18 protein-coding genes and 2 tRNA genes are annotated in these 21,958 nt (G+C 63.8%); 9 read left to right on the top strand and 11 right to left on the bottom strand.

The features are described from left to right. The 6 genes from B0T39_RS23105 to B0T39_RS23135 all read right to left on the bottom strand — a co-directional run. Nucleotides 1-237: transposase domain-containing protein (locus tag B0T39_RS23105; RefSeq protein WP_176219463.1), on the bottom strand; the 237-nt coding region annotated here is incomplete at its 3' end. Between the two features lie 101 nt (nt 238-338). Further along, a complete protein-coding gene (locus B0T39_RS23110; protein WP_081550915.1) occupies nt 339-1,148 on the bottom strand; it encodes a siderophore-interacting protein in 810 nt (269 codons plus the stop codon). 154 nt (nt 1,149-1,302) lie between these two features. After that, entirely contained in the window at nt 1,303-1,962 is a 660-nt protein-coding gene (locus tag B0T39_RS23115) for a PadR family transcriptional regulator (protein ID WP_081550917.1), read from the bottom strand. A 291-nt stretch (nt 1,963-2,253) separates the two neighbouring features. Beyond that, entirely contained in the window at nt 2,254-2,874 is a 621-nt protein-coding gene (gene lolA, locus B0T39_RS23125) for an outer membrane lipoprotein chaperone LolA (RefSeq protein ID WP_254894631.1), read from the bottom strand. Between the two features lie 110 nt (nt 2,875-2,984). Continuing rightward, on the bottom strand, nt 2,985-4,091 hold the full coding sequence (locus B0T39_RS23130) for a hypothetical protein (RefSeq protein ID WP_081550921.1): 1,107 nt from the start codon (nt 4,089-4,091) through the stop codon (nt 2,985-2,987). A gap of 128 nt (nt 4,092-4,219) precedes the next feature. Then, nucleotides 4,220-5,812, bottom strand: a complete 1,593-nt coding sequence (locus B0T39_RS23135; RefSeq protein WP_081550923.1) for an NAD+ synthase — start codon at nt 5,810-5,812, stop codon at nt 4,220-4,222. Between the two features lie 74 nt (nt 5,813-5,886). Between B0T39_RS23135 and B0T39_RS23140 the strand changes: the two genes are divergently transcribed. The 3 genes from B0T39_RS23140 to B0T39_RS23150 all read left to right on the top strand — a co-directional run bounded on the left by B0T39_RS23140 (nt 5,887) and on the right by B0T39_RS23150 (nt 7,337). Next, nucleotides 5,887-7,020 (top strand): GNAT family N-acetyltransferase, encoded by a 1,134-nt coding sequence (locus tag B0T39_RS23140; protein WP_081550925.1) that lies wholly within the window; start codon nt 5,887-5,889, stop codon nt 7,018-7,020. A gap of 62 nt (nt 7,021-7,082) precedes the next feature. Next, nucleotides 7,083-7,173: transfer RNA gene (locus tag B0T39_RS23145), tRNA-Ser, on the top strand. 73 nt (nt 7,174-7,246) lie between these two features. Further along, a tRNA-Ser gene (locus B0T39_RS23150) sits at nt 7,247-7,337 on the top strand. Between the two features lie 56 nt (nt 7,338-7,393). Here B0T39_RS23150 and B0T39_RS23155 read toward each other — a convergent pair. After that, a complete protein-coding gene (locus tag B0T39_RS23155; protein WP_166454262.1) occupies nt 7,394-7,831 on the bottom strand; it encodes an acyl-CoA thioesterase in 438 nt (145 codons plus the stop codon). Nucleotides 7,832-8,191: 360 nt separating this feature from the next. On the opposite strand from B0T39_RS23155, the gene B0T39_RS23160 reads away from it, so the two are divergent. From B0T39_RS23160 to B0T39_RS23185, 5 genes are all read left to right on the top strand, one after another. After that, complete coding sequence (locus B0T39_RS23160) at nt 8,192-8,980, top strand: substrate-binding periplasmic protein (protein WP_217806327.1); 789 nt, start codon at nt 8,192-8,194, stop codon at nt 8,978-8,980. A gap of 684 nt (nt 8,981-9,664) precedes the next feature. Next, nucleotides 9,665-10,807 carry an efflux RND transporter periplasmic adaptor subunit gene (locus B0T39_RS23170; protein WP_081550933.1) on the top strand — a complete coding sequence of 381 codons (1,143 nt, stop codon included), beginning with the start codon at nt 9,665-9,667 and terminating at the stop codon, nt 10,805-10,807. Nucleotides 10,808-10,817: 10 nt separating this feature from the next. Next, nucleotides 10,818-13,952 carry an efflux RND transporter permease subunit gene (locus B0T39_RS23175; RefSeq protein WP_081550935.1) on the top strand — a complete coding sequence of 1,045 codons (3,135 nt, stop codon included), beginning with the start codon at nt 10,818-10,820 and terminating at the stop codon, nt 13,950-13,952. Beyond that, nucleotides 13,945-15,357, top strand: a complete 1,413-nt coding sequence (locus B0T39_RS23180; RefSeq protein ID WP_081550937.1) for an efflux transporter outer membrane subunit — start codon at nt 13,945-13,947, stop codon at nt 15,355-15,357. The genes B0T39_RS23175 and B0T39_RS23180 overlap by 8 nt, the downstream gene beginning before the upstream one ends. Nucleotides 15,358-15,576: 219 nt before the next feature. Continuing rightward, complete coding sequence (locus B0T39_RS23185; RefSeq protein WP_081550939.1) at nt 15,577-16,326, top strand: hypothetical protein; 750 nt, start codon at nt 15,577-15,579, stop codon at nt 16,324-16,326. A 56-nt stretch (nt 16,327-16,382) separates the two neighbouring features. Here the strand turns inward: B0T39_RS23185 and B0T39_RS23190 are convergent, their stop codons facing one another. The 4 genes from B0T39_RS23190 to B0T39_RS23205 all read right to left on the bottom strand — a co-directional run bounded on the left by B0T39_RS23190 (nt 16,383) and on the right by B0T39_RS23205 (nt 21,083). Then, nucleotides 16,383-16,811 carry a TOBE domain-containing protein gene (locus B0T39_RS23190; protein ID WP_081550941.1) on the bottom strand — a complete coding sequence of 143 codons (429 nt, stop codon included), beginning with the start codon at nt 16,809-16,811 and terminating at the stop codon, nt 16,383-16,385. A gap of 103 nt (nt 16,812-16,914) precedes the next feature. Then, nucleotides 16,915-17,622, bottom strand: a complete 708-nt coding sequence (locus B0T39_RS23195) for an aspartate/glutamate racemase family protein (protein ID WP_081550943.1) — start codon at nt 17,620-17,622, stop codon at nt 16,915-16,917. Between the two features lie 115 nt (nt 17,623-17,737). After that, nucleotides 17,738-18,067 (bottom strand): DHCW motif cupin fold protein, encoded by a 330-nt coding sequence (locus B0T39_RS23200; RefSeq protein WP_081550945.1) that lies wholly within the window; start codon nt 18,065-18,067, stop codon nt 17,738-17,740. 73 nt (nt 18,068-18,140) lie between these two features. Further along, nucleotides 18,141-21,083, bottom strand: a complete 2,943-nt coding sequence (locus B0T39_RS23205; RefSeq protein ID WP_176219641.1) for a hybrid sensor histidine kinase/response regulator — start codon at nt 21,081-21,083, stop codon at nt 18,141-18,143. Between the two features lie 115 nt (nt 21,084-21,198). Here B0T39_RS23205 and B0T39_RS23210 point away from each other — a divergent pair, with 115 nt between their 5' ends. Beyond that, nucleotides 21,199-21,825: a response regulator gene (locus tag B0T39_RS23210; protein WP_217806328.1), complete on the top strand. Its 627-nt coding sequence runs from the start codon at nt 21,199-21,201 to the stop codon at nt 21,823-21,825. The last annotated feature ends 133 nt before the right edge of the window (nt 21,826-21,958 follow it).

The following is a 21,958-nucleotide window of genomic DNA, read 5'->3' on the forward strand; positions in this document are numbered from 1 at the left end:
GAGGCTCAGAGCCAATTGCTGCACGACCTGCCATAGCGGCAAGTTGCGAAAGAGGGCCAAGCCAATGACCAACCAGACGGCATGCTCAGCAGGAAGTTTGCGGCGCCGAATGGAGGCTTTGCCGGTAACGGCGAGTGCTTGCTCGATCCAGGCAGGGTCAATCAATGCGGCCAATGTCTCTAGCCGAGAAGGGGCGTGTGGCAGCGTGTCATGTAAGGCGCGTTGTAGTAGGCTCATGCAGCGAAAAAGGGAACATGATGAACATGTCCCCTTTTTACTGGATTTACATCCGCAAGTCTTAACTGACTGGCATTACCCCTGGCGGGGGCTTTGTCGTTTCAGTCTTCCAGGGTTTCGTGGCTGGCGGCCTTGCCTTCGCGCCAGTAGCTGGCGGCGCGGATGCGGCTCTTGTCTATGCCGCGCTCCTCGCGCAGATGCACGCGCACCGCGCGGATGGCGTGGTATTCGCCGGCGGCCCAGACAAAGCCTTCGCCCGCCGGCAGCGCCAGTTGCTTGAGCGCGGAGAGCAGCGCCGGTTCCGAGTCGGCGGCGTCCTGATGCACCCAGCGGATGTCGGCGTTGGGGTGGGGCGGCAGTTCGCAGCGCTCGTCCGCCTCGCTGGTTTGCAGCAGAGCCACGACCTTGGCCGTGGGCGGCAGTTCGGCCAGGCGGCGGCGGATGGCCGGCAGCGCGGATTCGTCCCCGATCAGCAGGTGCCAGTCGAAGTCCGCCGGGATGACGAAGGAGCCGCGCGGGCCGCCTATGCCCAGGTATTGGCCGGGCTTGGCCTGAGCCGCCCAGCTGGTGGCGGGACCGGCATCGTGTAGCACGAACTCCAGGTCCAGTTCCTGCCGTTCCGGATCGAAGCTGCAGGGGGTGTAGTCGCGCGCGGTTGGGCGCGGCTGGCCTTCGGGGTAAATCAGGGTTTCGTCCACCAGCGTCGGCAGCGCGGGTTTGCCGTCCGGGTGTTCGGGGAAAAACACTTTGAGGTGGTCGTCGAAGGAGGCGGTGGCGAAGCCTGCCAGCTCCTCGCCGCCCAGGGTGACGCGGAGCAGTTTGGGGCCGAGCGGGCGGATGGCGCGCACTTGCAGCAGGCGGAAGCGCAGCGGATGGCGCAGGCGTTGCACGGTCAGATTGGGTGTGGTCATCGGGTGTCCTGTCTTGAAGTCGTGGCTGGGCGCGTGGGGTTAGAGCCGCTAACAAAACCGCGCAGCGTACCTGAGCCAAGGCGCACCGACGCAGGCAGTACAAGTGGTACGACAAGGAGGCGCAACGCAGGATCAGGGGTTTTGTTGGCGGGTCTTAGCCGGTGTCGCCCAGAATTTGCTCACAGGCCTGCCGCAGAATAGCGGCGATGCGGCGCTGTTCGTCCTCGTCTACGTTGGCGGTTCGCATCAGCGCTTGCTTCAATTCGCCGCGGGCCCGGGTCAGTTCCGGAATCCAACTGCCGACGGCGTCGTCCGGCGGCGGCATTTCCCCGGTCAGCGCGTGGCGGATGGAGTTCATCTTGCGCGCGATGTGCTGCAGCCGCGCCATCATCCATTCCACTTGTTCTCGGTTCTGTTTCAGATAGTCGCGGCCGGCCTCCGTCAGCGCATAGCATTTGCGCTTGCCTTCCTCGCTCACCGAGATATGGCCCAGTTCTTCCAGATAGGTCAGCGCCGGGTAGACCATGCCGGGGCTGGGGCTGTAAAAGCCGTTGCTGCGGCTTTGCAGCGCCTTGATGAGTTCGTAGCCGTGGCTGGGACGTTCTTCCAGCAGAGTCAATAAGAGCAGTTGCAGTTCGTCGGAGCTGAATTTGCGGCCGCGGGTCATGCTTTCGTCGTCGCCGCCGCCAAAGCCGCCGAATCCTCCGTGTCGGCCATGGCCGCCGTCGTGGCCGTGCCGGGCCATCGCGTGGAGACGATGATGCGCGTTGCGTCCGCCCAGGCGGCGCAGCAGGGTGTTGAGACGGTGAGGCATGGCGGCTCTCCTGAAAAATATATCTTAAGATATGTTTTTAGATAGAATAAAGTCAAGCCGGCTCAGCAAGGACGATGAGAATTTGTGGCGTTTTTGGCACGATGCCCGCATCGGCCCACGTCTCGCGAGCAAGAGCGGGACCAGGCGAAAGCGGCTGAAGAGGCTGAGTGCGCAAGAAGCACATGAGCGCTCCGAAGACGTTTTCAAGGCCGTAGCGCCGAAGCGCAGCAGGCTTTGAACGGGTTCTAAAAGAAAAGCCGCCCGGAGGCGGCTGGAGGCCGGCGGGGCGACTTAGTCGCCGCTGACCACGTCCACTCCCTTGGGCGGGACGAAGGCGAAGCGGGCGGCGGGCAGCGGGGGGTTCTGCTGCGGCGCGCTGAAGCTGACCTTGGTGTGGTTGCCGAAGCTGTCGGTCAGTTCCATTTCCACCAGCATATTGGCCCTGAAGCCCATGCGGATGGCGCTGAAGCTGTTGTCGGCCTGCTTGGGGCTGGCGGACAGCCATTCCACTTCGCCGGTCTTGCCGGCTTCCTTCAACTGGTAGTTCTGTTCGATGGCGTTGCTGCCGGCCAGCAGCGCCGCGGGGCTGGAGCCCAGCGCCGCGCCTTGCGCCTTGCGGGTGACTTGCGCCAGGTCTTTGTCGTAAACCCACAGTGTCTTGCCGTCGCCGATGATCAATTGTTCATAGGGCTTGCTGTATTCCCAGCGGAATTTGCCGGGGCGGGCGATTTCCAGCCGGCCGCTGGCTTCCTCGCGCTTGTTCTTGTTGCTGACCACTTGCTTGAAGTCGGCGCTCAGGGTTTTGTTGCCGGCGACGAAGGCCTTTAGCTGGGCTACGGCGGCGGCGTTGACGGCGGCCGGCAGCGCCAGGCCGGCGAGGATGAGTGTGGCGGGGATCGGTTTCATCTTCATGCGGGGAAATCCTTGCGGTGGGCGGCTCGGGCCGCGTGACCAAGATGGGACCGCCGGCGCGGCGCGGGGTTTCCTCGCGCGGGCCGGCGGCCTTGCCGGTTTGTTAGCGATTATTGCGGGGCGGCGTTTTCCGTTGCCGCGGCTTCGTCGCCGGCCGCCGGCGGCTGGTTGAGGGCGTGCAAGGCCAGGCCCAGCGATTTCAGCCATTCCGGTTTGTCCAGGCGTTCCAGGTCCAGGATGTCCGCCTCGGTGGGCTGGAAGGCGAACACGGGCTTGCCCAGATTGCTGTAGCGGATGTCGGCGTGGGCCTGGCCGCGGAAGCGCGGGCTGTCGAAGCGTATGGTCTGGCGGATGGCCAGCAGGTCGCCGCCGCGGCTGACGTACAGATCGCTGACGGTGTTGCTGTTCAGCGGATTGGCGTCGGAGGCCTTGATCAGGCTGTCTATCAGCTGCAGCAGGCTTTCGCTGCCCAGCGGACCGGGTTTGATCTGCGGCTTGCGCGCGGCTTCCTGGCGCGCCACCTGGATCAGGCCGGCGATGATGTGAGAAGCCAGCTGGTTTTCCTGGGCGCGGTTCATGGCGATGCGCAGCCGGTAGCGCGCGCCCAGTTCCGCCGCGCGCGGGTCCAGCGGCTGGAAGCTGAACGCCTGTTTGTCCACTTTGGCGTAGGCTTCGTCCAGCAGCTTAGGCATGGCCTGGTACATGGCCTGCAGCGGGAAGTTGTCGGCCACGCGTTGCGGCAGCCGCACGCGCAGGAACTTGCCCTCGTAGGCTTGCATCTCCGGCACAAACAGGTAGGCGGCGGACGGGTCCACCAGCAAGGACAGGTCCTTGGCGTGGAATTGCAGCGGCAGTTGCACGCTGGTCAGCAGGTTGCGGCGCTCCAGGCGCAGCGCCGGAATCAGTTCCAGCTTGCCGCCCGGCACGTCCAACGCGGCCTTGACGTTGAGGCGCATGCTGCGGGCGATTTGATCGGCGGCGGAGGCGGCGGCCTGTTCCAGCTGGCCGCCGTCTTCCTTGACCTTGTCGACGTCGGCGACGTTCAGTTCGTCGAAGCCGATGTCGGCGTCGATGTTATAGCCCTTGCTGTTCCAGTTTTGCAGCATGATCTTGCGGACGGCCTGGTCGGCGCTCTTGTTGGCGAGCGGCGAGACGCAGCCGGTCAGCAGCGCGATGCCGCACAGCGCGGCGCATAGTCCCGATTTTTTTAGACGCATGGTGTTTCCTTGAGCGAGATTCTGCGCCGGGCGGGTGGTGGCGGTCCGGCGCGAGCCGGACAGTTTAACGCATCCGGCATCGCCTATGTCATGCGCGGGGCCGGGGCGGGGCGGCCCCGACTGGGGGATCAGCTGAATTTATTGGTGATGGGGTAGCGCCAGTCCTTGCCGAAACCGCGGTGGGTGACGCGCGGGCCCACCGGCGCCTGGCGGCGTTTGTACTCGTTGATCTTCAGCAGCCGCACCACGCGGCGCACGTCGGCCTCGGCGTAGCCTTCGGCGATGATGGCCTCGGCGGACAGGTTTTCCTCTACGTAGCGCGCCATGATGGCGTCCAGCACCTCATAGGGCGGCAGGCTGTCCTGGTCGGTCTGGTCCGGGCGCAATTCCGCCGACGGCGGGCGGGTGATGATGCGCTCCGGGATGATCTCGCCTTGCAGGTTGCGCCAGCGGCACAGTTCGAACACCAGGGTCTTAGCCACGTCCTTGAGCACGGCGAAGCCGCCGGCCATGTCGCCGTACAGGGTGCAGTAGCCGGTGGTCATTTCCGATTTGTTGCCGGTGGTGAGCACCAGCTTGCCGCTCTTGTTGGACAGCGCCATCAGCAGGGTGCCGCGGATGCGGGCCTGCAGGTTTTCCTCGGTGGTGTCCTCGGCCAGGCCGGCGAAGCTGGGCGCCAGCGCCTGAACGAAGTTTTCGTACATCGGCCAGATTTCGATTTCGTCGTACTTCACGCCCAGGCGGTTCACCATGTCGCGGGAATCGGTCACCGAGATGTCCGCGGTGTAGCGCGAGGGCATCATCACCGCGTGCACCTTGTCCGCGCCCAGCGCGTCCACCGCCACCGCCAGCGTCAGCGCGGAGTCTATGCCGCCGGAGAGGCCCAGCAGCGCGCCGGGGAAGCCGTTTTTGCCGATGTAGTCGCGCACGCCGGCCACCAGGGTGCGGTAAACGCTTTCCAGCGGGCCGGGCAGCGCCGCCTTGGCGCCGGGCAGCAGATCGCCGCCGTCGAAATCGACGATCAGCAGTTCGTCGTCGTAGGCGGCGGCCTGGGTCACCACCTCGCCGGCGCGGTTGACGGCGAAGGAGGCGCCGTCGAACACCAGTTCGTCCTGGCCGCCGGTGAGGTTGACGTAGGCGAAGGGCAGGCCGGTTTCCTCGGCGCGGAAGCGCAGCACTTCGTGGCGGGTTTCAATCTTGTTGCGATGGAAGGGCGAGGCGTTGAGCACCACCACCACGTCCGCGCCGGCGTCCGCGGCCTCGGCGGCCGGGTCGACGGACCATACGTCCTCGCAGATCAGCACGCCCACCTTGGCGTCGCCCTGCTGGAACACCAGGGGCGCCACGCCGGGGGTGAAATAGCGGCACTCGTCGAACACTTCGTCGTTGGGCAACAGCATTTTGTGATACTGGCCCAGGCGGTTGCCGTCGCGCAACACGGTGGCGGCGTTGAAACGCTCCGCGCCCATCCGGGCCGGGTGTCCCACCACCAGGGTGATGCCGTCCAATTCCAGCAATTCGTCCAGCGCCTGGCTGCAGGCGCGGTAGAAACTGTCGCGTAGCAGCAGGTCTTCCGGGCTGTAGCCGGTCAAGGCCAGCTCCGGCGTGACCAGCACGTCCGCGCCCTGGGCGATGGCCGCGTGGGCGAGGTCGAGGATTTTGCGGGTGTTGCCGGCGATATCGCCGACAACGGGGTTGAACTGGGCGAGCGCGATACGCATCTTGATAGGGAACCGAATGTTTCGAGATAGATGGAATTTTACCTGATAGACGGCGCAAACGCCCGAGAGGAATCATGGTGTCGCTGCAATTGCATGAGGGAGTGGGGGCCTGGAGCGCGGAACAATGGGCGGGATTGGGGGAGGGCGGCAATCTGTTCATGGGACGCCCGTGGCTGGAAGCGCTGGAGCGGGCCGCTTGCGTGGGCGAGGCCAGCGGCTGGCAGCCCTTGCCGTTGGGTCTGGAACGGGACGGCCGCTTGCAGGCGCTGGCGCCGGCCTATTTGAAGCGGCATCCGCGCGGCGAATACGTGTTCGACTGGGCCTGGGCCGAAGCCTATGCGCGGGCTGGGCTGCAATACTATCCCAAGCTGGTGGTGGCGTCGCCGTTCAGCCCGGTGGGCGGCCGCCGGCTGCTGGGCGACGCGGCGGCCTGGCCGCAACTGATCGCCGGCCTGGAGCAGGTCGTGAACGAGCACGGCCTGTCCTCGGCTCACGTGCTGTTTCCCACGCGGGAGGAGGCGCAAGCTCTGGACGAGGCTGGCTGGCTGCTGCGAGAGGGCGTGCAGTTCCACTGGCGCAACCGCGCTTACGCGGACTTCGACGCCTTCCTGGCCACGCTGAGCCGCGACAAGCGCAAGAAAATCCGTCAGGAGCGGCGCAAGGTGGCGGAGGCGGGCGTCAATGTGCGGACTCTGCGCGGAGAGGCCATCCGTTCCGAGGACTGGGCGTTTTTCTACCGCTGCTACCGCCAGACTTATCTGGAGCATCGCTCCACGCCCTATTTGAACCCGGCTTTCTTCGCGCTGTTGGCGGAGCGGCTGGGTTCGCATTGCCTGATGTTCGTTGCCGAGCGGGACGGCGCGCCGCTAGCGGCCAGCCTGTGTCTGGAGCAGGGCGGCGTGCTGTACGGGCGCTACTGGGGCGCGCTGGTCGATATTCCCTGCCTGCATTTCGAATTGTGCTACTACCAGGGCCTGGAATACGCGATCGAGGCCGGCCTGCAATGTTTCGAAGGCGGCGCTCAGGGCGAGCACAAACTGGCGCGCGGTTTCGAGCCGGGGCGGACGTGGTCCGCCCATTACATCGCCGACCCGCGTTTCCGCGCGGCGATCGCCGGCTGGCTGCGGCGTGAACGGGAAGGGGTGGGCGAGTATGTCGACGCCCTTTTTTCTCATTCCGCTTACAAAACACTTGCGCCGGATGAATAGGGCTTATATACTGCGCAGCCTCTGTGAACGAAACGCCAAGCGCCTTGTTTCACGGGGATTCTGGAGAGGTGGATGAGTGGTTTAAGTCGCACGCCTGGAAAGCGTGTTTAGGGTAATACCCTAACGGGGGTTCGAATCCCCCCCTCTCCGCCAGAATTGACAAAAGCTGCCCTGGCGGTTTTTTTATTGCTCCGGTCCAGCCGGCGCAAACAAGCAAGACACCTCCGGAGAGGTGGATGAGTGGTTTAAGTCGCACGCCTGGAAAGCGTGTTTAGGGTAATACCCTAACGGGGGTTCGAATCCCCCCCTCTCCGCCAAAGCAAGCAAAAAGCCCTGACTGTTTCAGTCAGGGCTTTTTCGCGTTCGGCGTTTCTTAATCCAGCGCCTGGAAGTCATCGGTGCGCTCCGCCCAGGCGAAGATGGCGCTCAGTTCCGGCGGCGGCGCGGTCAGCTTGCGCAGCGTCAGGTCTATCCAGGAACCGCTGACCTCGTGGCGCGCGGCCAGGCGGCCGTCCTCCTTGTAGATTTCGTGACGGATACAGAAGCGCTTGCCGTCCTGGCTCAGTCCGGCGATGGCCAGGCGCACGTGGATGCGTTCGCTCAGCCGCAGTTCCTTGAAATACTCGGTCCACTCCTTGAAAATGACCGGGCCAAACCCCAGCGCCTGAAATTGTTCAAAGCCGAAGCCCTGACCGCGCAGCCATTCGATGCGGGCATGGGTGCAGAAATCGGCGTAGGCGGTATGGCGGACGTGCTGGTTGGCGTCGCAGTCGGACCAGCGCACTTCCAGCGGATGGCAAAACGGTTCCAAACCAATCTCCTCGAGCGGCAGCGGTTAGCGTGAAGGCGGGGCGGTTCATGATCTTGGCATTGCCCGCGCGCGGGGGTCAAGCGCTTTGCCGCACTCCATTTCAGCTAAAGTGGCGGCGTAGGAGGCTGGCGGTTCCCGGTGCGGCGGAAGATGGACGCCGTCCTGCGGCGTCATACGGTTTCAGGATGATTCGATCGACGGGCTCGCGGTTTTCATGCGCGGCTTCGCCGAAATGGAAAGGCCGCGGCGCTGATGAGGGTGTCTTGGCTGGAGAAACTGTCGATATTAAGCGTGGCCGCGCGCGTGGCCAGGAAACAGTACGTTGGCATCGGGTGATTGTTGGCGCGCGGCGCTTGTCACTTGTCGGGCCGTGTCGTTGCGGGAGGGAGAATACAGATGCAAGCGTGGTTTCGACGAATCTTGTGCGCGGCCCTGCTGACCGTGGCGGCGCAAGCGGCCGCATCGGCTTCATCTTTGCTCATTGCCGTGGAGGATGACTGGCCCCCGTATTCGGAGCGCGGCGCCGACGGCTCCGCGCAGGGGCTAGCGCCGCAACTGGCGCGGGAGGCTTTCCGTCGCCAGGGCGTTTTGGTCAGTTTCGTACTGGTGCCGTTTGCGCGTTGTTTGATGTTGGCGCGGGTGGGCCGCGTTGCCGCTTGTCTCAGCGCCACCATCACCGACGACAATCGCGGGCAGTTCTGGTGGCATCCCACGCCGATGTTTACCGAGGAGCTGGCCATCTTCTCGCTTGCCGCGGCTGACGCCGGGCTGAGCCTGCGGGATTTGGCCGGACGAAGGGTGGGGATCACCCAGGGCTACACCTATCCCAGTGTTTTTATGCGCGATGCCAAAATCATCAAATCCGTGGCGCACTCGGATGACGATCTGATTCGCATGCTCTTGGCCCGGCGCGTGGATTATATCTTGATGAACGCGCGGCCCGGACAGTTGCGCATACGCGGCAATCCCGCAGCCGCGGGCCGCGTCCGCAAGGCGGGGAGCATCAGCCAGGATGGCTTTTGGCTGGCTTTTTCCAAGGCACGGCCCAAGGGCAGGGAGAACGCGGCGAAGTTCGAGGCAGGCCTGAGCGCAATGCGTCGGGACGGCAGCTATGAGCGTCTATTGGAAGCCTTCCAGCCTCTGCCTTAGAACCTGTTCACGATCTTTTCAAGCCGGAACGGAAGTATTGTTCAAAGCATTGAATCCGCTACGCGGATGATGATTAAGGGCCGGTTCCGCCCGGCGAACGGAAAGGGAGATTTGCGCGGCCAAATCTCCCTTTACCCTAAAGGCCGCCCTGCAAGCCTGGCCTGCGGCTACCCGTCGGGCCCCGTCAGGCCCGAGGCGCGGCTGAACTCGCAGCGCGCTAACGTCGCGCTGCTCGAACAAGCAGCCGCTTAAGACCTCGGGCCTGCCACCCTACGGCAGGCTTGAAGGGACCCGGGGAGCGTCGGATACGCGGTTTCCTGTGCACCAAACCGTATTTCAACGCACAGAAAAAAGATCGTAAACAGGCTCTTAGCGATGGCGACAGTTGGCAGCGCGGCTGGAAACCGCCAAAACGGCGCGTCGCGTCCGTCATTATGGATTTGATTCGCATTCACAACTTTTTACACCGTTTTCCCGTGAATTTACCCGCAATTTACAAAAACGGCTGTTTTCAAAAAAAACCCTTCATAACAGGCTGTTCTAATGGGAGGCGGTTTAAAGCCGTTTCCAAACAGGACTGCCGCGCCCCTGGTTCAGAGCAGTCCGTTTGACCCCGACAAGGTTTCCGCTTGCGCCTGGATTGGCCCGCCCATTCTGAATACCCGCTCATATGGAGAAATAATAATGCGCTATTCGCCGCGACAGCTATTGTCGCTTGCTCTGCTATTGTCCTCGCCAGTTTGGCTGGCCGCCTGCGGCTCGCCGCAGCAACAGGCCGCCGCCGTGCCGCAAGTCACCGTGGAAACCGCCGCGCCCGGCGACGTGCCCATGACCATGGAACTGGTGGGCGAAACCGCCGGTTACCGCGATATCGAGGTGAGAGCCCGCGTGGGCGGCATTCTGCTCAAACGCACCTATGTGGAAGGCCAGCCGGTGAAGCAGGGCCAGATGCTGTTCCAGATCGATCCCGCTCCGTACCAAGCGCAGCTGGGGCAGGCCAGGGGCGCGCAGGCGGTGCAGCTGGCCGCGCTGCAAAAAGCCGAAGCCGACCTGGCGCGCATCCGTCCGCTGTACCAGGAACAGGCGGTTTCCAAAATGGACTACGACAACGCGGTGGCGGCGCTGAACTCCGCCAAGGCGGCCAAACAATCCGCCGACGCCAAGGTCAAGGAAGCCCAGCTTAACCTGGATTACACCCGCGTCGCCGCGCCGATTCCGGGCCTGACCAGCAAGCAGGTGCAATCCGAAGGCAGCCTGATCCGCGTGGACGCCGCCGAGCCGCTGACCACCATTTCCCAGCTCAATCCCATCTACGTCAATTTCGCCATCTCCGAACAAGACAGCCTCAATTACGAACACAGCCTGTCCACCGGCCAGGTCAGCGCTCAGGATCAGACCAGCCACCCGGTTCGCATCCGTCTGGCGGACGGCCGGGTCTATGCGCAAAGCGGCAAGCTGGATTTCCGCGACAACCGCGTGGATCCCAAAACCGGCACCATCAGTGCTCGGGCGCAATTTCCCAATGAGGACGAGCGTTTGTTGCCGGGCCAGTTCGTGCGCGTGCTGCTGGATCTGGGCGTGCGCAAGAATGTGCTGACCGTGCCGGAGCAGGCCGTGGTTCAGGCTCAAGCGGACAATCAACTGATGGTGGTGGGCGCGGACAACAAGGTGCAGGCCAGGATGGTCAAGCTGGGCGCTCAGGTGGGCGGCCGGGTGGTGATCGAATCCGGCCTCAAGGCCGGCGAGCGGGTGATTGTCGATGGCCTGATGCAAGCCCGTCCCGGCACGGTGGTCAAGCCGGTGACCGCCGCGCCGGCCAAGGCGTAAGGAGAGGCTTATGTTCTCGCGTTTCTTCATCAATCGCCCCATCTTCGCCAGCGTGTTGTCCATCGTCGTCGTGCTGGCCGGCCTGGCTGCGATGCGCGCGCTGCCGGTGGAGCAGTACCCGCAGATCGTTCCGGCCGTGGTGTCGGTGTCGGCCAATTACCCGGGCGCCACGCCGGAAACCATCGCCCAAACCGTGGCCGCGCCGCTGGAGCAGCAGCTCAATGGCGTGGAAAACATGCTTTACATGCAATCCAGCGCCGCTTCCAACGGCCAGCTCAGCCTCAATGTCTATTTCGCCGTGGGGACCGATCCGGACCAGGCCACCATCGACGTCAATAACCGGGTGCAGGCGGCGATGAAGCAACTGCCGGACGAGGTGCAGCGCCAAGGCGTCACCGTGCGCAAGAAGTCCACCTCGGTGCTCAGCGTGATCTCCATTGGTTCGCCCACCGGGCAGTACGACCGCAACTACCTGTCCAATTTCGCCCTGCTCAACGTGATGGACGAGCTCAAGCGCATTCCCGGCGTGGGCGATGTGGCGATGATGGGCGGCACGGATTACGCGATGCGGTTGTGGCTGCGGCCGGACCGCATGGCCCAGCTGGGCCTGACCCCGTCCGACGTGGCCAAGGCGGTGCGCGAGCAGAACGCTCAGTTCGCCGCCGGCAAGATCGGCGCTCAGCCCACCAGCGAGCCCATCAGCTTCACCTACACCGTCAACGCCAAGGGCCGGCTCAGCGAACCCAAGGAGTTTGAGAACATCATCGTGCGTTCGATGCCGGACGGCTCCAAGATCCGCGTCAAGGATGTGGCGCGGGTGGAAATGGGCGGCAACGACTACGATGTGATCGGCACCCGCAACGGCAAGCCCAGCGTCGGGATCACCACCTATCTGCAACCCAGCGCCAACGCGCTCAAGGTCTCCGCCGCCATCGCCGCCAAGATGGAGGAACTCAAGGGCCGCTTCCCGGCCGGAGTGGACTACACCATCCCCTTCGACACCACCAAGTTCGTTAAGGTCTCCATTCACGGCGTGGTGGAAACCCTGTTTGAAGCCACGGTGCTGGTGTTTCTGGTGGTTTATTTGTTCCTGCAGAATTTCCGCGCCACGCTGATTCCCTGCATCGCGGTGCCGGTGTCGCTGATCGGCACCTTCGCCGGCATGCTGCTATTGGGTTTTTCCATCAATCTATTGACCCTGTTCGGCATGGTGCTGGCCATTGGCATCGTGGTGGACGATGCCATCGTGGTGCTGGAAAACGTCGAACGCATCATGAGCGAGCGGCGTTGCAGCGCCAAGGAGGCCGCGGTGCTGGCGATGGGGGAGGTGTCCGGCGCCTTGGTGGCCATCGTGCTGGTCTTGTGCGCGGTCTTCCTGCCGGTGGCCTTCATGGGCGGCATGACCGGCGTGATGTACAAGCAGTTCGCCGTCACCATCGCCATGTCGGTGATCATCTCCGGCATTGTCGCGCTGACGCTGACCCCGGCATTGTGCGCTTTGTTGCTCAAGCCCGGCCATCATCAGCCGCCGCGTTTTTTCCAATGGTTCAACCGCGCTTTTGAACGCTTGACCGGCCGCTATGTGTTGGGCGTGCTGTTTCTCAACCGCCGCGTCGGCGTCGCTTTCGGCCTGATTGCCGTTATTCTGGCGGCCACGGTCGGTTTGTACCAGAAAGTGCCGGGTTCGTTGGTGCCCAATGAGGATATGGGTACCTTGTTCGCCAGCACCGCGCTGCCGGACGCGGCCGCGTTGACTCGCACCGCCAAGGCCACGGCGGAATTCGACCGGCTGATGATGGCCAACCCCAATGTGGAAAGCGTCACCACCTTCACCGGTTTCGACATTCTGTCCGGTTCCAAGCAGACCAACCGCGGCACCAGCTTTGTTACCCTCAAAGATTGGGACCAGCGCAAGGCCAAGGGCGAGGACTCTTTCTCCGTGTCCGCCGAGTTCAATCGCCTGGGCCGCACCGTGCAGACCGGCGTGATGAGCGCTTTCAACCCTGCGCCCATCATCGGCATGTCCACTACCGGCGGCCTGGAGGCTTATCTGCAGGACCGCGGCGACCATGGCGCGCAAAAGCTCAGCCAGGCGGCGGAGAAACTGCTGGCCGCCGCGCGGCAGCGGCCGGAGTTCGCCAGCGTGGCCACTACTTTCCGTGCCAACGTGCCGCAGAAATACCTGGATCTGGACCGTGAAAAAACCAAGGCGCTGGGTGTGGACATCAATCAGGTGTTCGACACCCTGCAAGCCACCTTCGGCCAGCTCTACGTCAACGACTTCAACAAGTTCGGCCGCACTTACAAAGTGCAGTTGCAGTCCGAGGCGGATTTCCGCGCGCGGCCGGAGGACATCGCCAACATCTATGTGCGCTCCAACGAGGGCGTGATGGTGCCGCTGTCCAGCCTGGTGGAGGTCAAATCCAGCTATGGGCCGGAACTGGTGGACCGCTTCAACATCTTCAATGCCGCCAAGATCCTGGCCCAGCCCGCGCCCGGCGTCAGTTCCGGCCAGGCCATCCAGGCGCTGGAAGAAGTGACCCGGCAAGTCTTGGGCAACGACTACGCGCTGGCCTGGAGCGGCAGCGCCTATCAGGAAAAACTGGCCGGCGGCACCGCCACCATGGCCTTCCTGTTCGGCATCCTGATGGTGTTCCTGATTCTGGCCGCGCAGTATGAACGCTGGAGCCTGCCGTTGGCGGTGGTGACCTCGGTGCCCTTCGCTTTGTTCGGCGCCTTGCTCGCCGCCGTCATCGGCCATCAGGACAACAACGTCTACTTCCAGATCGGCGTGGTCACGCTGGTGGGCCTGGCCGCCAAGAACGCCATCCTGATCGTGGAGTTCGCGGTGCAGCAGCGCCAGCAGGGCTTGCCGTTGATGGACGCCGCGCTGGAAGCGGCGCGGCTGCGTTTCCGCCCCATTGTGATGACCTCGATGGCCTTCATCCTGGGTTGCGTGCCGCTGGTGATTTCCAGCGGCGCCGGCTCCGCCAGCCGCCGCGCGCTGGGCACCCCGGTGGTGGGTGGCATGCTGGCCGCTACTTTCATCGCCACATTCTTTGTGCCGCTGTTTTTCCGGCTGATCATGCAGGCGTCGGAGCGGCGCAAAAAGCCGGCTGCGGCGGAGGAGACCGACAATGCTTAAACGCGCCCTGATTCCCTCATTGGCGGCGCTGGCGCTGACCGCTTGCGCGGTCGGCCCCGACTACAGCCGCCCCAAACTGGAGCTGCCGGACAGCGGGCAGGTCCAAATCCCAGCCCAGAACCCGGCCATCGCCATGGACTGGTGGACGCAGTTCAACGATCCGGTGCTGGACCAACTGATCGCAGAGGCCCTGGAACATAACCAGGACCTGGCCGTCGCCGCCGCCCGCGTCGACGAAGCCGCGGCCCAGGCCGGCATCGCCCGCGCCCAGTTGCTGCCGGCGCTGAACGCCAACGCCGGCTATCAGCGCGGTCGCGCCTCCACCGCGACAAGCACGCCGGGCGCGCCGCTGGTCAGCGACGTGCGCAACGCCAACCTGACCGCGTCTTGGGAACTGGACCTGTGGGGCAAGCTGCGCCGCGGCAACGAGGCGGCGCGCGCCGACTTCGCCGCCAGCCGCTTCGCCCGCGACAGTTCGAAGCTGGCGATCGCCGCGCAAACCGCGCAGACCTATTTCCAGCTTCGCGCCTACGACGCCCAGCTGGACATCGCCAAGCGTACGCTGCAAAGCCGCGAGGAATCGCTGAAGCTGCAAACCAAGCGCTTCAAGGGCGGTTTGATCTCCGAGCTGGACCAGCAGCAGGCCGAGGCCGAGGCGGCTTCCGCCCGCGCCAAGGTGCCGCAGATCGCCAGCGCTCTGGCGCAGACCGAAAGCGCGCTGGGCGTGCTGCTCGGCTACTCGCCCAAGCAGCTGGTGGCCGGCGGCATCCAGCGCGGCCAAAGCCTGGATGCGCTGTCCGCGCCGCCGGAAGTGCCGGCGGGCCTGTCCTCCAGCTTGCTGGAGCGTCGGCCGGACATCGCCGCCAGCGAGCAGCAGCTGATCGCCGCCAACGCCCGCATCGGCGTGGCGCGCGCGGCTTACTTCCCCAGCATCAGCCTGAGCGGGGCGCTGGGTTCGCAAAGCCTGTCGCTGGACACCCTGTTCACCGGCCCAACGCGAACCTGGAGCTTCGTCGGCAACCTGGCGGCGCCGGTGTTCAACTTCGGCCAGACCGGCTACGCGGTGGATGCGGCCAACGCGCGGCAGAAACAGGCGCTGGGGCAGTACCAGAAGACGGTGCAGAGCGCGTTCAAAGACGCGCTGGACGCGCTGTCCGGCTACGGCGCGGCGCGCGACATCCAGGCGGCGCAGACCACGCAGTTCCAGGCCTTGAACAAATCGCTGCGCCTGGCCAAGCTGCGTTACGACAACGGCTATGCCAGCTATCTGGACGTGCTGGACGCGCAACGCAACAGTTTCCAGGCGGAACTGGGCCTGGTCAGCGCCAAGCTGGACCAACTCAACGCGGTGGTGGGCCTGTACAAGGCGCTGGGCGGCGGCTGGGAAGCGCCGGCCAAGTCCTGATCCGCAACGTCAAAAGACAAACCCCGCCTTGGCGGGGTTTTTTTGAGGCTGGGCGAGCGTTTGAAAGCCGAGTCGTTTTCATTCATGGGGCGCGCTGTAAGTCTTGTTTGAACGATCCCATCAAGAAACAACAACAGTGGCATAACTGTCAGTGGTTGCGCCTGAGGCCGCTGCTTACCATCCGCTGCGTTTCGACGTCGCCACACAGTGCGAGGACCCATGGGCACCATCACTCACTCAGACACTCTTTATCCGCACTTGTTGACCACGGCCGGGCGCGAGCGCCTGGTCGACGAGGCCTACCAAGTGCACGACGCCGTCTTCAGCGGCCTGGACCGGGCGGCCTTCCGCAAGATGGTGTTGCCGGAGTCCGAGCACAGCAGCATTTTGCTGCATCGCGGCGAACACGGTCAGGCGGTGGGCTATTGCGCCGTTCACCTGTTCCAGCGCCGTGCGGCGGGGCGCGAGGTCAAAATCTTGCGGGGTCAGGCCGGGCTGCTCAAAGACTACCGCGGCCGCAACAGCAATATGCCGTTTCTGGCCGGCTGCATGCTGCGCTACTGGCTGCGCAGCCCGTGGCGGCGGATGTACTTTCTGGGCGCGATGATCCACCCGTCCAGCTTCATCCAGATGCATAAATACGCCGCAGGAATGTGGCCCAGTCCGGAGCGGGGCATGGAGCAGCCGCTGGCGCGGCTGGCGGCGGAGTTGTGCGGCAGTTTCGGCATGGCGGTTCCCGCGCCGGAACGACCTTATGTGGTGAAGCTGGGCATTCTGACCCGAGACAGTCAAACGGACCACCAGTTCTGGCTGCGGCATCCGCGTCCGGCGGCGCGCTATTTTGTCGAACACAACCCGGACTATCACCAAGGCCACGGCTTGCTGGCCATGGCCGAACTGTCGCCGGCGGCCATCCTGAACGGCGTGTGGCGTTATCTGCGCGACCGGCGGCGGGCGAGGCGGGCGTAACGGCTTGCCGCTTGGAGCCTATGGAATTTCCGTACGGGGGAGACCGCCGGCTGACTTCAGGTGCGGACGCCGACAATCACGTGGGAGGCCTTGAAGAAGGCGACGATCGCCTTGCCGACTGCCAAATCCAGGCCGTCCGCGCTCTCCTTGGTGACAATGGCCACCAGGGCGTCGCCGCCGTTGAGGCGGATTTCCACCTCGGTATTGACCGTGCCCGGACGCAGCGCGGACACCCGGCCTTCCAGACGGTTGCGGGTGGAGAGTTTGATGCCGGCCTCGGGGTTGGCCAGGATCACCCAGGGCGCCTTGATGATGGCCAAGGCTTCGCCGCCCACGGTCAGGCCCAGGTTGGCGGTGCTGCGCTGGGTGATGACGGCGGTGATCACGTCGCCGCCCGGCAGGGCGATGTCGATCTCGTCGTTAACCACGCCGGGATGGATGGCGGCGACTTTACCGGCGAATTGATTGCGGGCGCTAGTGAGCATGAGGTGTCCTTGATGCGGGGTGGGTGGAATTTCGCCATTGGCGATATGCGGGCAGTATATGTGGGAGCGGGGCGCGCGCCTGTAGCTCTTTCGACCTAAGCCCCTATTGCGGGAACACCGTATCCGAGAGCGCGAACTCAAGCGCGGCTTCGACATGAATCCGGGTGGTGTCGAACACCGGCGCCGGCACGTCGGCCTGGCTCAACAGCAGCGGAAGCTCGGTGCAGCCGAAGACGATGCCCTCGGCGCCGCGCTCAATCAGTTGCTGAATCAGCCCCAGATAAGCGGCCTTGGTCGCTGGCGAAACCAAGCCGCGGCCCAGCTCGTCGCGCAGGGTGCGCTGAATGAAATCGCGAGTGTGCTGAGCCTCCGGGATCAAGGTCTCAATGCCGTTTTGCCGCATCTTGTCCCGGAAAAACGGCAGCTCCATGGTGAACTTGGTGCCTAGCAGGCCGACGGTCCGCAGCTGTTGCCGGGATACCTCCCGCGCTGTAGCGCTTGCAATATGAATGATGGGGAGGCCGGCCGCCGTTTCCAGGCGATCGGCTAGGACGTGCGCGGTATTGGCGCACAGCACGATGGCTTCGACTCCGGCGGCTTTCAAATGCAGGCAGCCCTTGAGCAGAATGGAGTAAGTGTGCTCCCAGTCATCCCAGCCGCGCTGCTGGATATCGTTGAAATTCAGCGAGTAGACGACGCACTCGGCAAAATTGAGGCCGCCCAGCGCGGCGTTGACGCCTTCATTCAGATAGCGATAGTAATCCAGCGTCGATACCCAGCTGATGCCGCCCAGCAGGCCGAGTTTTTTCATGTTGGCTCGTTTCGTAATTGGGATGCGGAGTGAAATCCTTTACGTCGCTGCACGGCCCATGAGCGTTTTGGCGTGGATGAGCCCAGGGGCCACGCGAGGGCGGCTTGAGCCGGCGTCAATCGACGATGAACAGCTTGGCCCCGGTTTCGGTATGGGACAGATGCGGCTCGGCGTCGTCGGCCACCTGATAGCTGATGCCCGGCTTCAAGGTGAAGCTGCGGCCGTCCGCCAGCGTGGTGTGCAGTTCTCCTTCCAGGCACAACAGGATGTGGCCTTTGACGCACCAGTGATCGGCGCGGTAGCCCGGCGTGTATTCCACCATGCGGACGCGGATGTCGCCGAAGCGCTGGGTGCGCCAATAGGCGAAGCCGGTTTCGCCGGCGTGTGGAGTGGGTTCCAGCGTGGACCAATCGCTGATGCCGAATGGAAGATCGGATATTTTCATGGCGGCTCCTCTTGGGTTGGGGGTCTAAGTGTCTGGCCATTGTCGCCGATGTCCCCGGGCCGCGATAGCGGTCTTAGCCCTGGGACAGCCTCGCATGCGCCAGCGCCTCCAGCCGGTCCAGCAGCGCGCCGGTTTCTTCGCGCAGGCCGGCTGCCACCGCTTGCTCGATTTCCACGCACAAAGTTGCTACTGGTGTTAAGCCGGCCATGGAGAAAGCCCCCTTGGTGGCGTGCAACTGTTGCATCAGCGGGGTGGAGTCCATCTGTTCCAAAGCTTGCCTCATCAGCAGCAGGGAATGGTCGAGCGCGTCCAGTAGTTCGGCGCGCCGGGTGGCGGACAAGGGCGCGGGCGGTCTGGCGGCCGGGCGGTCTTCGGCGGGGCGCAAGGCCAGGCGTTTGCGGATCACGCGGTCCAGTTCCTCCAGGGTAAAGGGCTTGAGCATGAGCTCGTCGATGCCGGCCTGAGCGCAGAGCGGCTGTTCCGCGCTGCCGGCTTGCGCGGTGATGGCGACGATGGGGGCGGTGAAGCCGCTGTCTCGCAGGGCTTGGGCCAGGTTGTAGCCGCTGATGTCCGGCATGCTCAGATCGGTCAGCACCAGGGCGTAATCGTGGCGGACGGCCAGCGCCAGCGCGGCGGCTCCGCTGGCGGCGATATCCGCCTGGTGGCCCAGTTCGCGGAGCTGGTCCTGGATCAGCGCCCGAATCGCCGGATGGTCGTCCACCACCAGGATGCGGGCCGCTAGAGCAGCCGGGCTTGGCGAAACCGCGGGCGGTTCTGCCACGGCAGCGGCGGCGGATGGCGGCAAGGGCAGGGTCACGACGAAGGTGCTGCCCACCCCGGGAGTGGAGGTGAATTCGATCGTCCCCGCCAGCAATTCCGCCAGCTTCTTGCATAGCGACAGGCCCAGGCCGGTGCCGCCGAAGCGGCGGGTGATGGAGGCGTCCGCCTGAGAGAACTCGGTGAAGACCTGATCATGGTATTCGGCGGGAATGCCCACGCCGCTGTCGCTCACGCCAATGATTACCGGCGAATTAGCGAGGCCGTCGTCCTGCCGATAGACTTCCAGCTGCACCTCGCCGCTGAGCGTGAACTTGATGGCGTTGCCCAGCAGATTCAGCATGATCTGCCGGATGCGGCCGGGGTCGCCCAGATAAGCCGGCGCCAATTGCGCGTCTATCATGCAGGAGAATTCCAAGCCCTTGGCGCGGGCCAAGGGCTCCATGACAGCCGCAGCTTCGCGGCCGAGCGCGGCCAGATCGAAAGGGATGCTCTCCACGCTCATCAGCCCGGCTTCCACCTTGGACAGGTCTAGAATGTCGTTGATGATGGCCAGCAGCGCCTGCGACGAGTGCTTGGCGACGGACAAGCGCTGTTGTTGCGGTGCGGCCAGCCGGGCGCGGCCGAGCAAGTCCAAGCTGCTGACGATGGCGTGCAGCGGGGTGCGGATTTCATGGCTGACCATGGCCACAAAGGACGATTTTGCCTGGCTGGCCGCCTCCGCTGTTTGGCGAGAGGTTTCCAGCTGGCGTTCCAGCGCCTTGCGCGCGGTGATGTCCACCACATTGCACAGCAGGACCCGGATGCCCTGATAGCGCGTGGCCATCGTGGTGCTGTGCAACTCCATGGCGCTGCCGTCCTCCAGCGCAAACTGAATGTCCCGGTGGCAAGGCGTGGTGCCTAGCGGGGATGCGGCCAAGTGGGTGTCCAGCAATTGCAGGTGCAGGGGCGGGTGGGCAATTGAACCCATCCGGGTCCATTGCCGCATCACCTCGTTTTCCAGCAGCACATTGCCGCTGGCGACGGACAGCAGCGTCAGGCCGGACGGCGCGGTGTCCACCATGATGCGGTTCAGGTTCTCGCTTTCGAAAATACGCTGGGCATTGTTGAAGGCGGGTTTGAAGATTCTTCGATCCAGCAACAGAATGAAGGTCCACAGGCAAAGCAGGGCAAACAGCAGAGCGCTGAGGTTGATGATCAGCGGTAGCCTCAAATCATTCAGCAGGCCATGCCATGGAAATATCTGGATTTGAACCCAGTCGGGGGAGGAAAGGCGGGCGCGCAAGATGAACAAACCATCTCGATATTGAAGATCGGATACTGTGTCGTCTATGGTGGGTAGGGCCATGTTGCGGAGTGTTGCGATCAGTTGAGAGCCGCGCTGTGCTTGCCAGCCAAAGCTGATGTGTAGCGGCCCCATCGGGCTGGCGAGCAAGGTGGTTTCGTCACGGATGTCCGGGCGCCAGGTATTCAGCAAGGTATCGATGCGGATGTCCCGGGCGAAAACGGCGACAGGCGCGCCGTCGACCACGACGGTTTGCGCCAGACGGATGGCGGGGCGGCCGGTCAGCGGCGCGGCGGCGGTGGCCAGCCAAGCTGGCTGACGGCTGGCTCGTTCGCCGGCCGTTGGATTGGGCATATCGCTGAAAATCCTTTGCGAGAGGGGCTCCCGGGTATCCGGCGGGGCCGATGCTACCGAGGACAAGCTGGGAGAGACAATCGCTAGAAACCGCTGGTCCGGGCTGTACAGATAAGCGGTTGTCAATTTCCTCAACTCGCAATCGCCACCGCACAGGGCGCTGGCGGTATGCTCCGCCAGCGCCAGATAGGGTTCGAAACGGGAGGCGGGGTACTGGGCGGAGAGCTTGCCCAAGACCAGCATTGGGGGATGGACCGGGGAGGCTTGCAGCCAGGCTTCGCCGTTATGTGTGGTGAATTGGCGCCGCAGCGCGGGAGAGGCTTTGGGCAGCGTTTTCCATGCAGCCTCGGCCTGGCTGACCTGGTGGTGGAGATCAATCGCATGTCCCCGCAGCATCACCTTCAGCGCTGTGTTTTCAGCATCGAATATCTGCTGGCGGTCAGACAGCATTTCCTTGCCAGCCAGCCAGAGCGTCAGAACGGTCAAGGCCAGCAGAGCCAGCGAAATGGCTGCGCCGCCGCCAAACAAAGTGACGCGCTGGATGCGCCGCAAGTGGCTGAGTGGCTGGCTTTCAGGGGAGGGCGGGCTTGAATTGCGCATGCGGCTTCCGGGATGAGGCTTGGCTGGGCGGCTGACCATATTCAGGATATTTGCTTAACTATAGAATAGATTGTCTTGGAAAGAATTATTGAAATTACATGCGGGCGACATGGTTATGGCGGAAATAAAAGTCTTCTTAGTGGACGATCACCCCTCTGTGCTCAGCGGCTTGGAGCACGTTTTGCAAGGCCAGCGCTCCATCCGCGTAGTGGGCAAGGCCAATAGCGCCACCGCTCTGTGGGACATGCTGGCCAGCCAGCCTTGCGATGTGCTGGTATCCGATTATTCCATGCCCGGCTGTGAATCCGGCGACGGCACGGCCATGTTCGAGCGCTTGCGTCGGCTGTACCCGGAACTGAGCATCGTGGTGCTCACCATGATGGACAACGCCCTGGTGGTGCGCTCGCTGCGCGGCTTGGGCATTCACTGCATACTGAGCAAGTCCGACGCCATCGAGCACCTATTGCCGGCGGTGTACGGCGCCATGGCTAAAACGGCTTACTTCTCCCCGGCAGTGGAGCGTCTGCTGGAGGCGGACGGGCCGGCTCAACCTGCCGCCAAGCGCGACCTGACCGCGCGCGAAGCCGAAGTGGTGCGGCTCTTTGTCGCCGGGCTCACCGTCAACGACATCGCCGCCAAGCTCAAGCGCAGCAAGCAAACCATCAGCACCCAAAAAGCCAGCGCTATGCGCAAACTGGGCGCGGAACGCGACGCCGACCTCTTGCTGCTGTTCAAGTCCTGACATTTGTTTTTCTCCCGGCGGCCCTTCCTTGGTGCCGCTTCCCCGCCGCAGGTTCCCACATCCTGCGATGTCTGCTAACGCATAGGCCGGCCAGTATAGTCGTTTTAAGGTGTGATCCCCGCCTTAAGGTGTG

Source organism: Chromobacterium haemolyticum, from assembly GCF_002081825.1.
GTDB lineage: Bacteria > Pseudomonadota > Gammaproteobacteria > Burkholderiales > Chromobacteriaceae > Chromobacterium > Chromobacterium fluminis.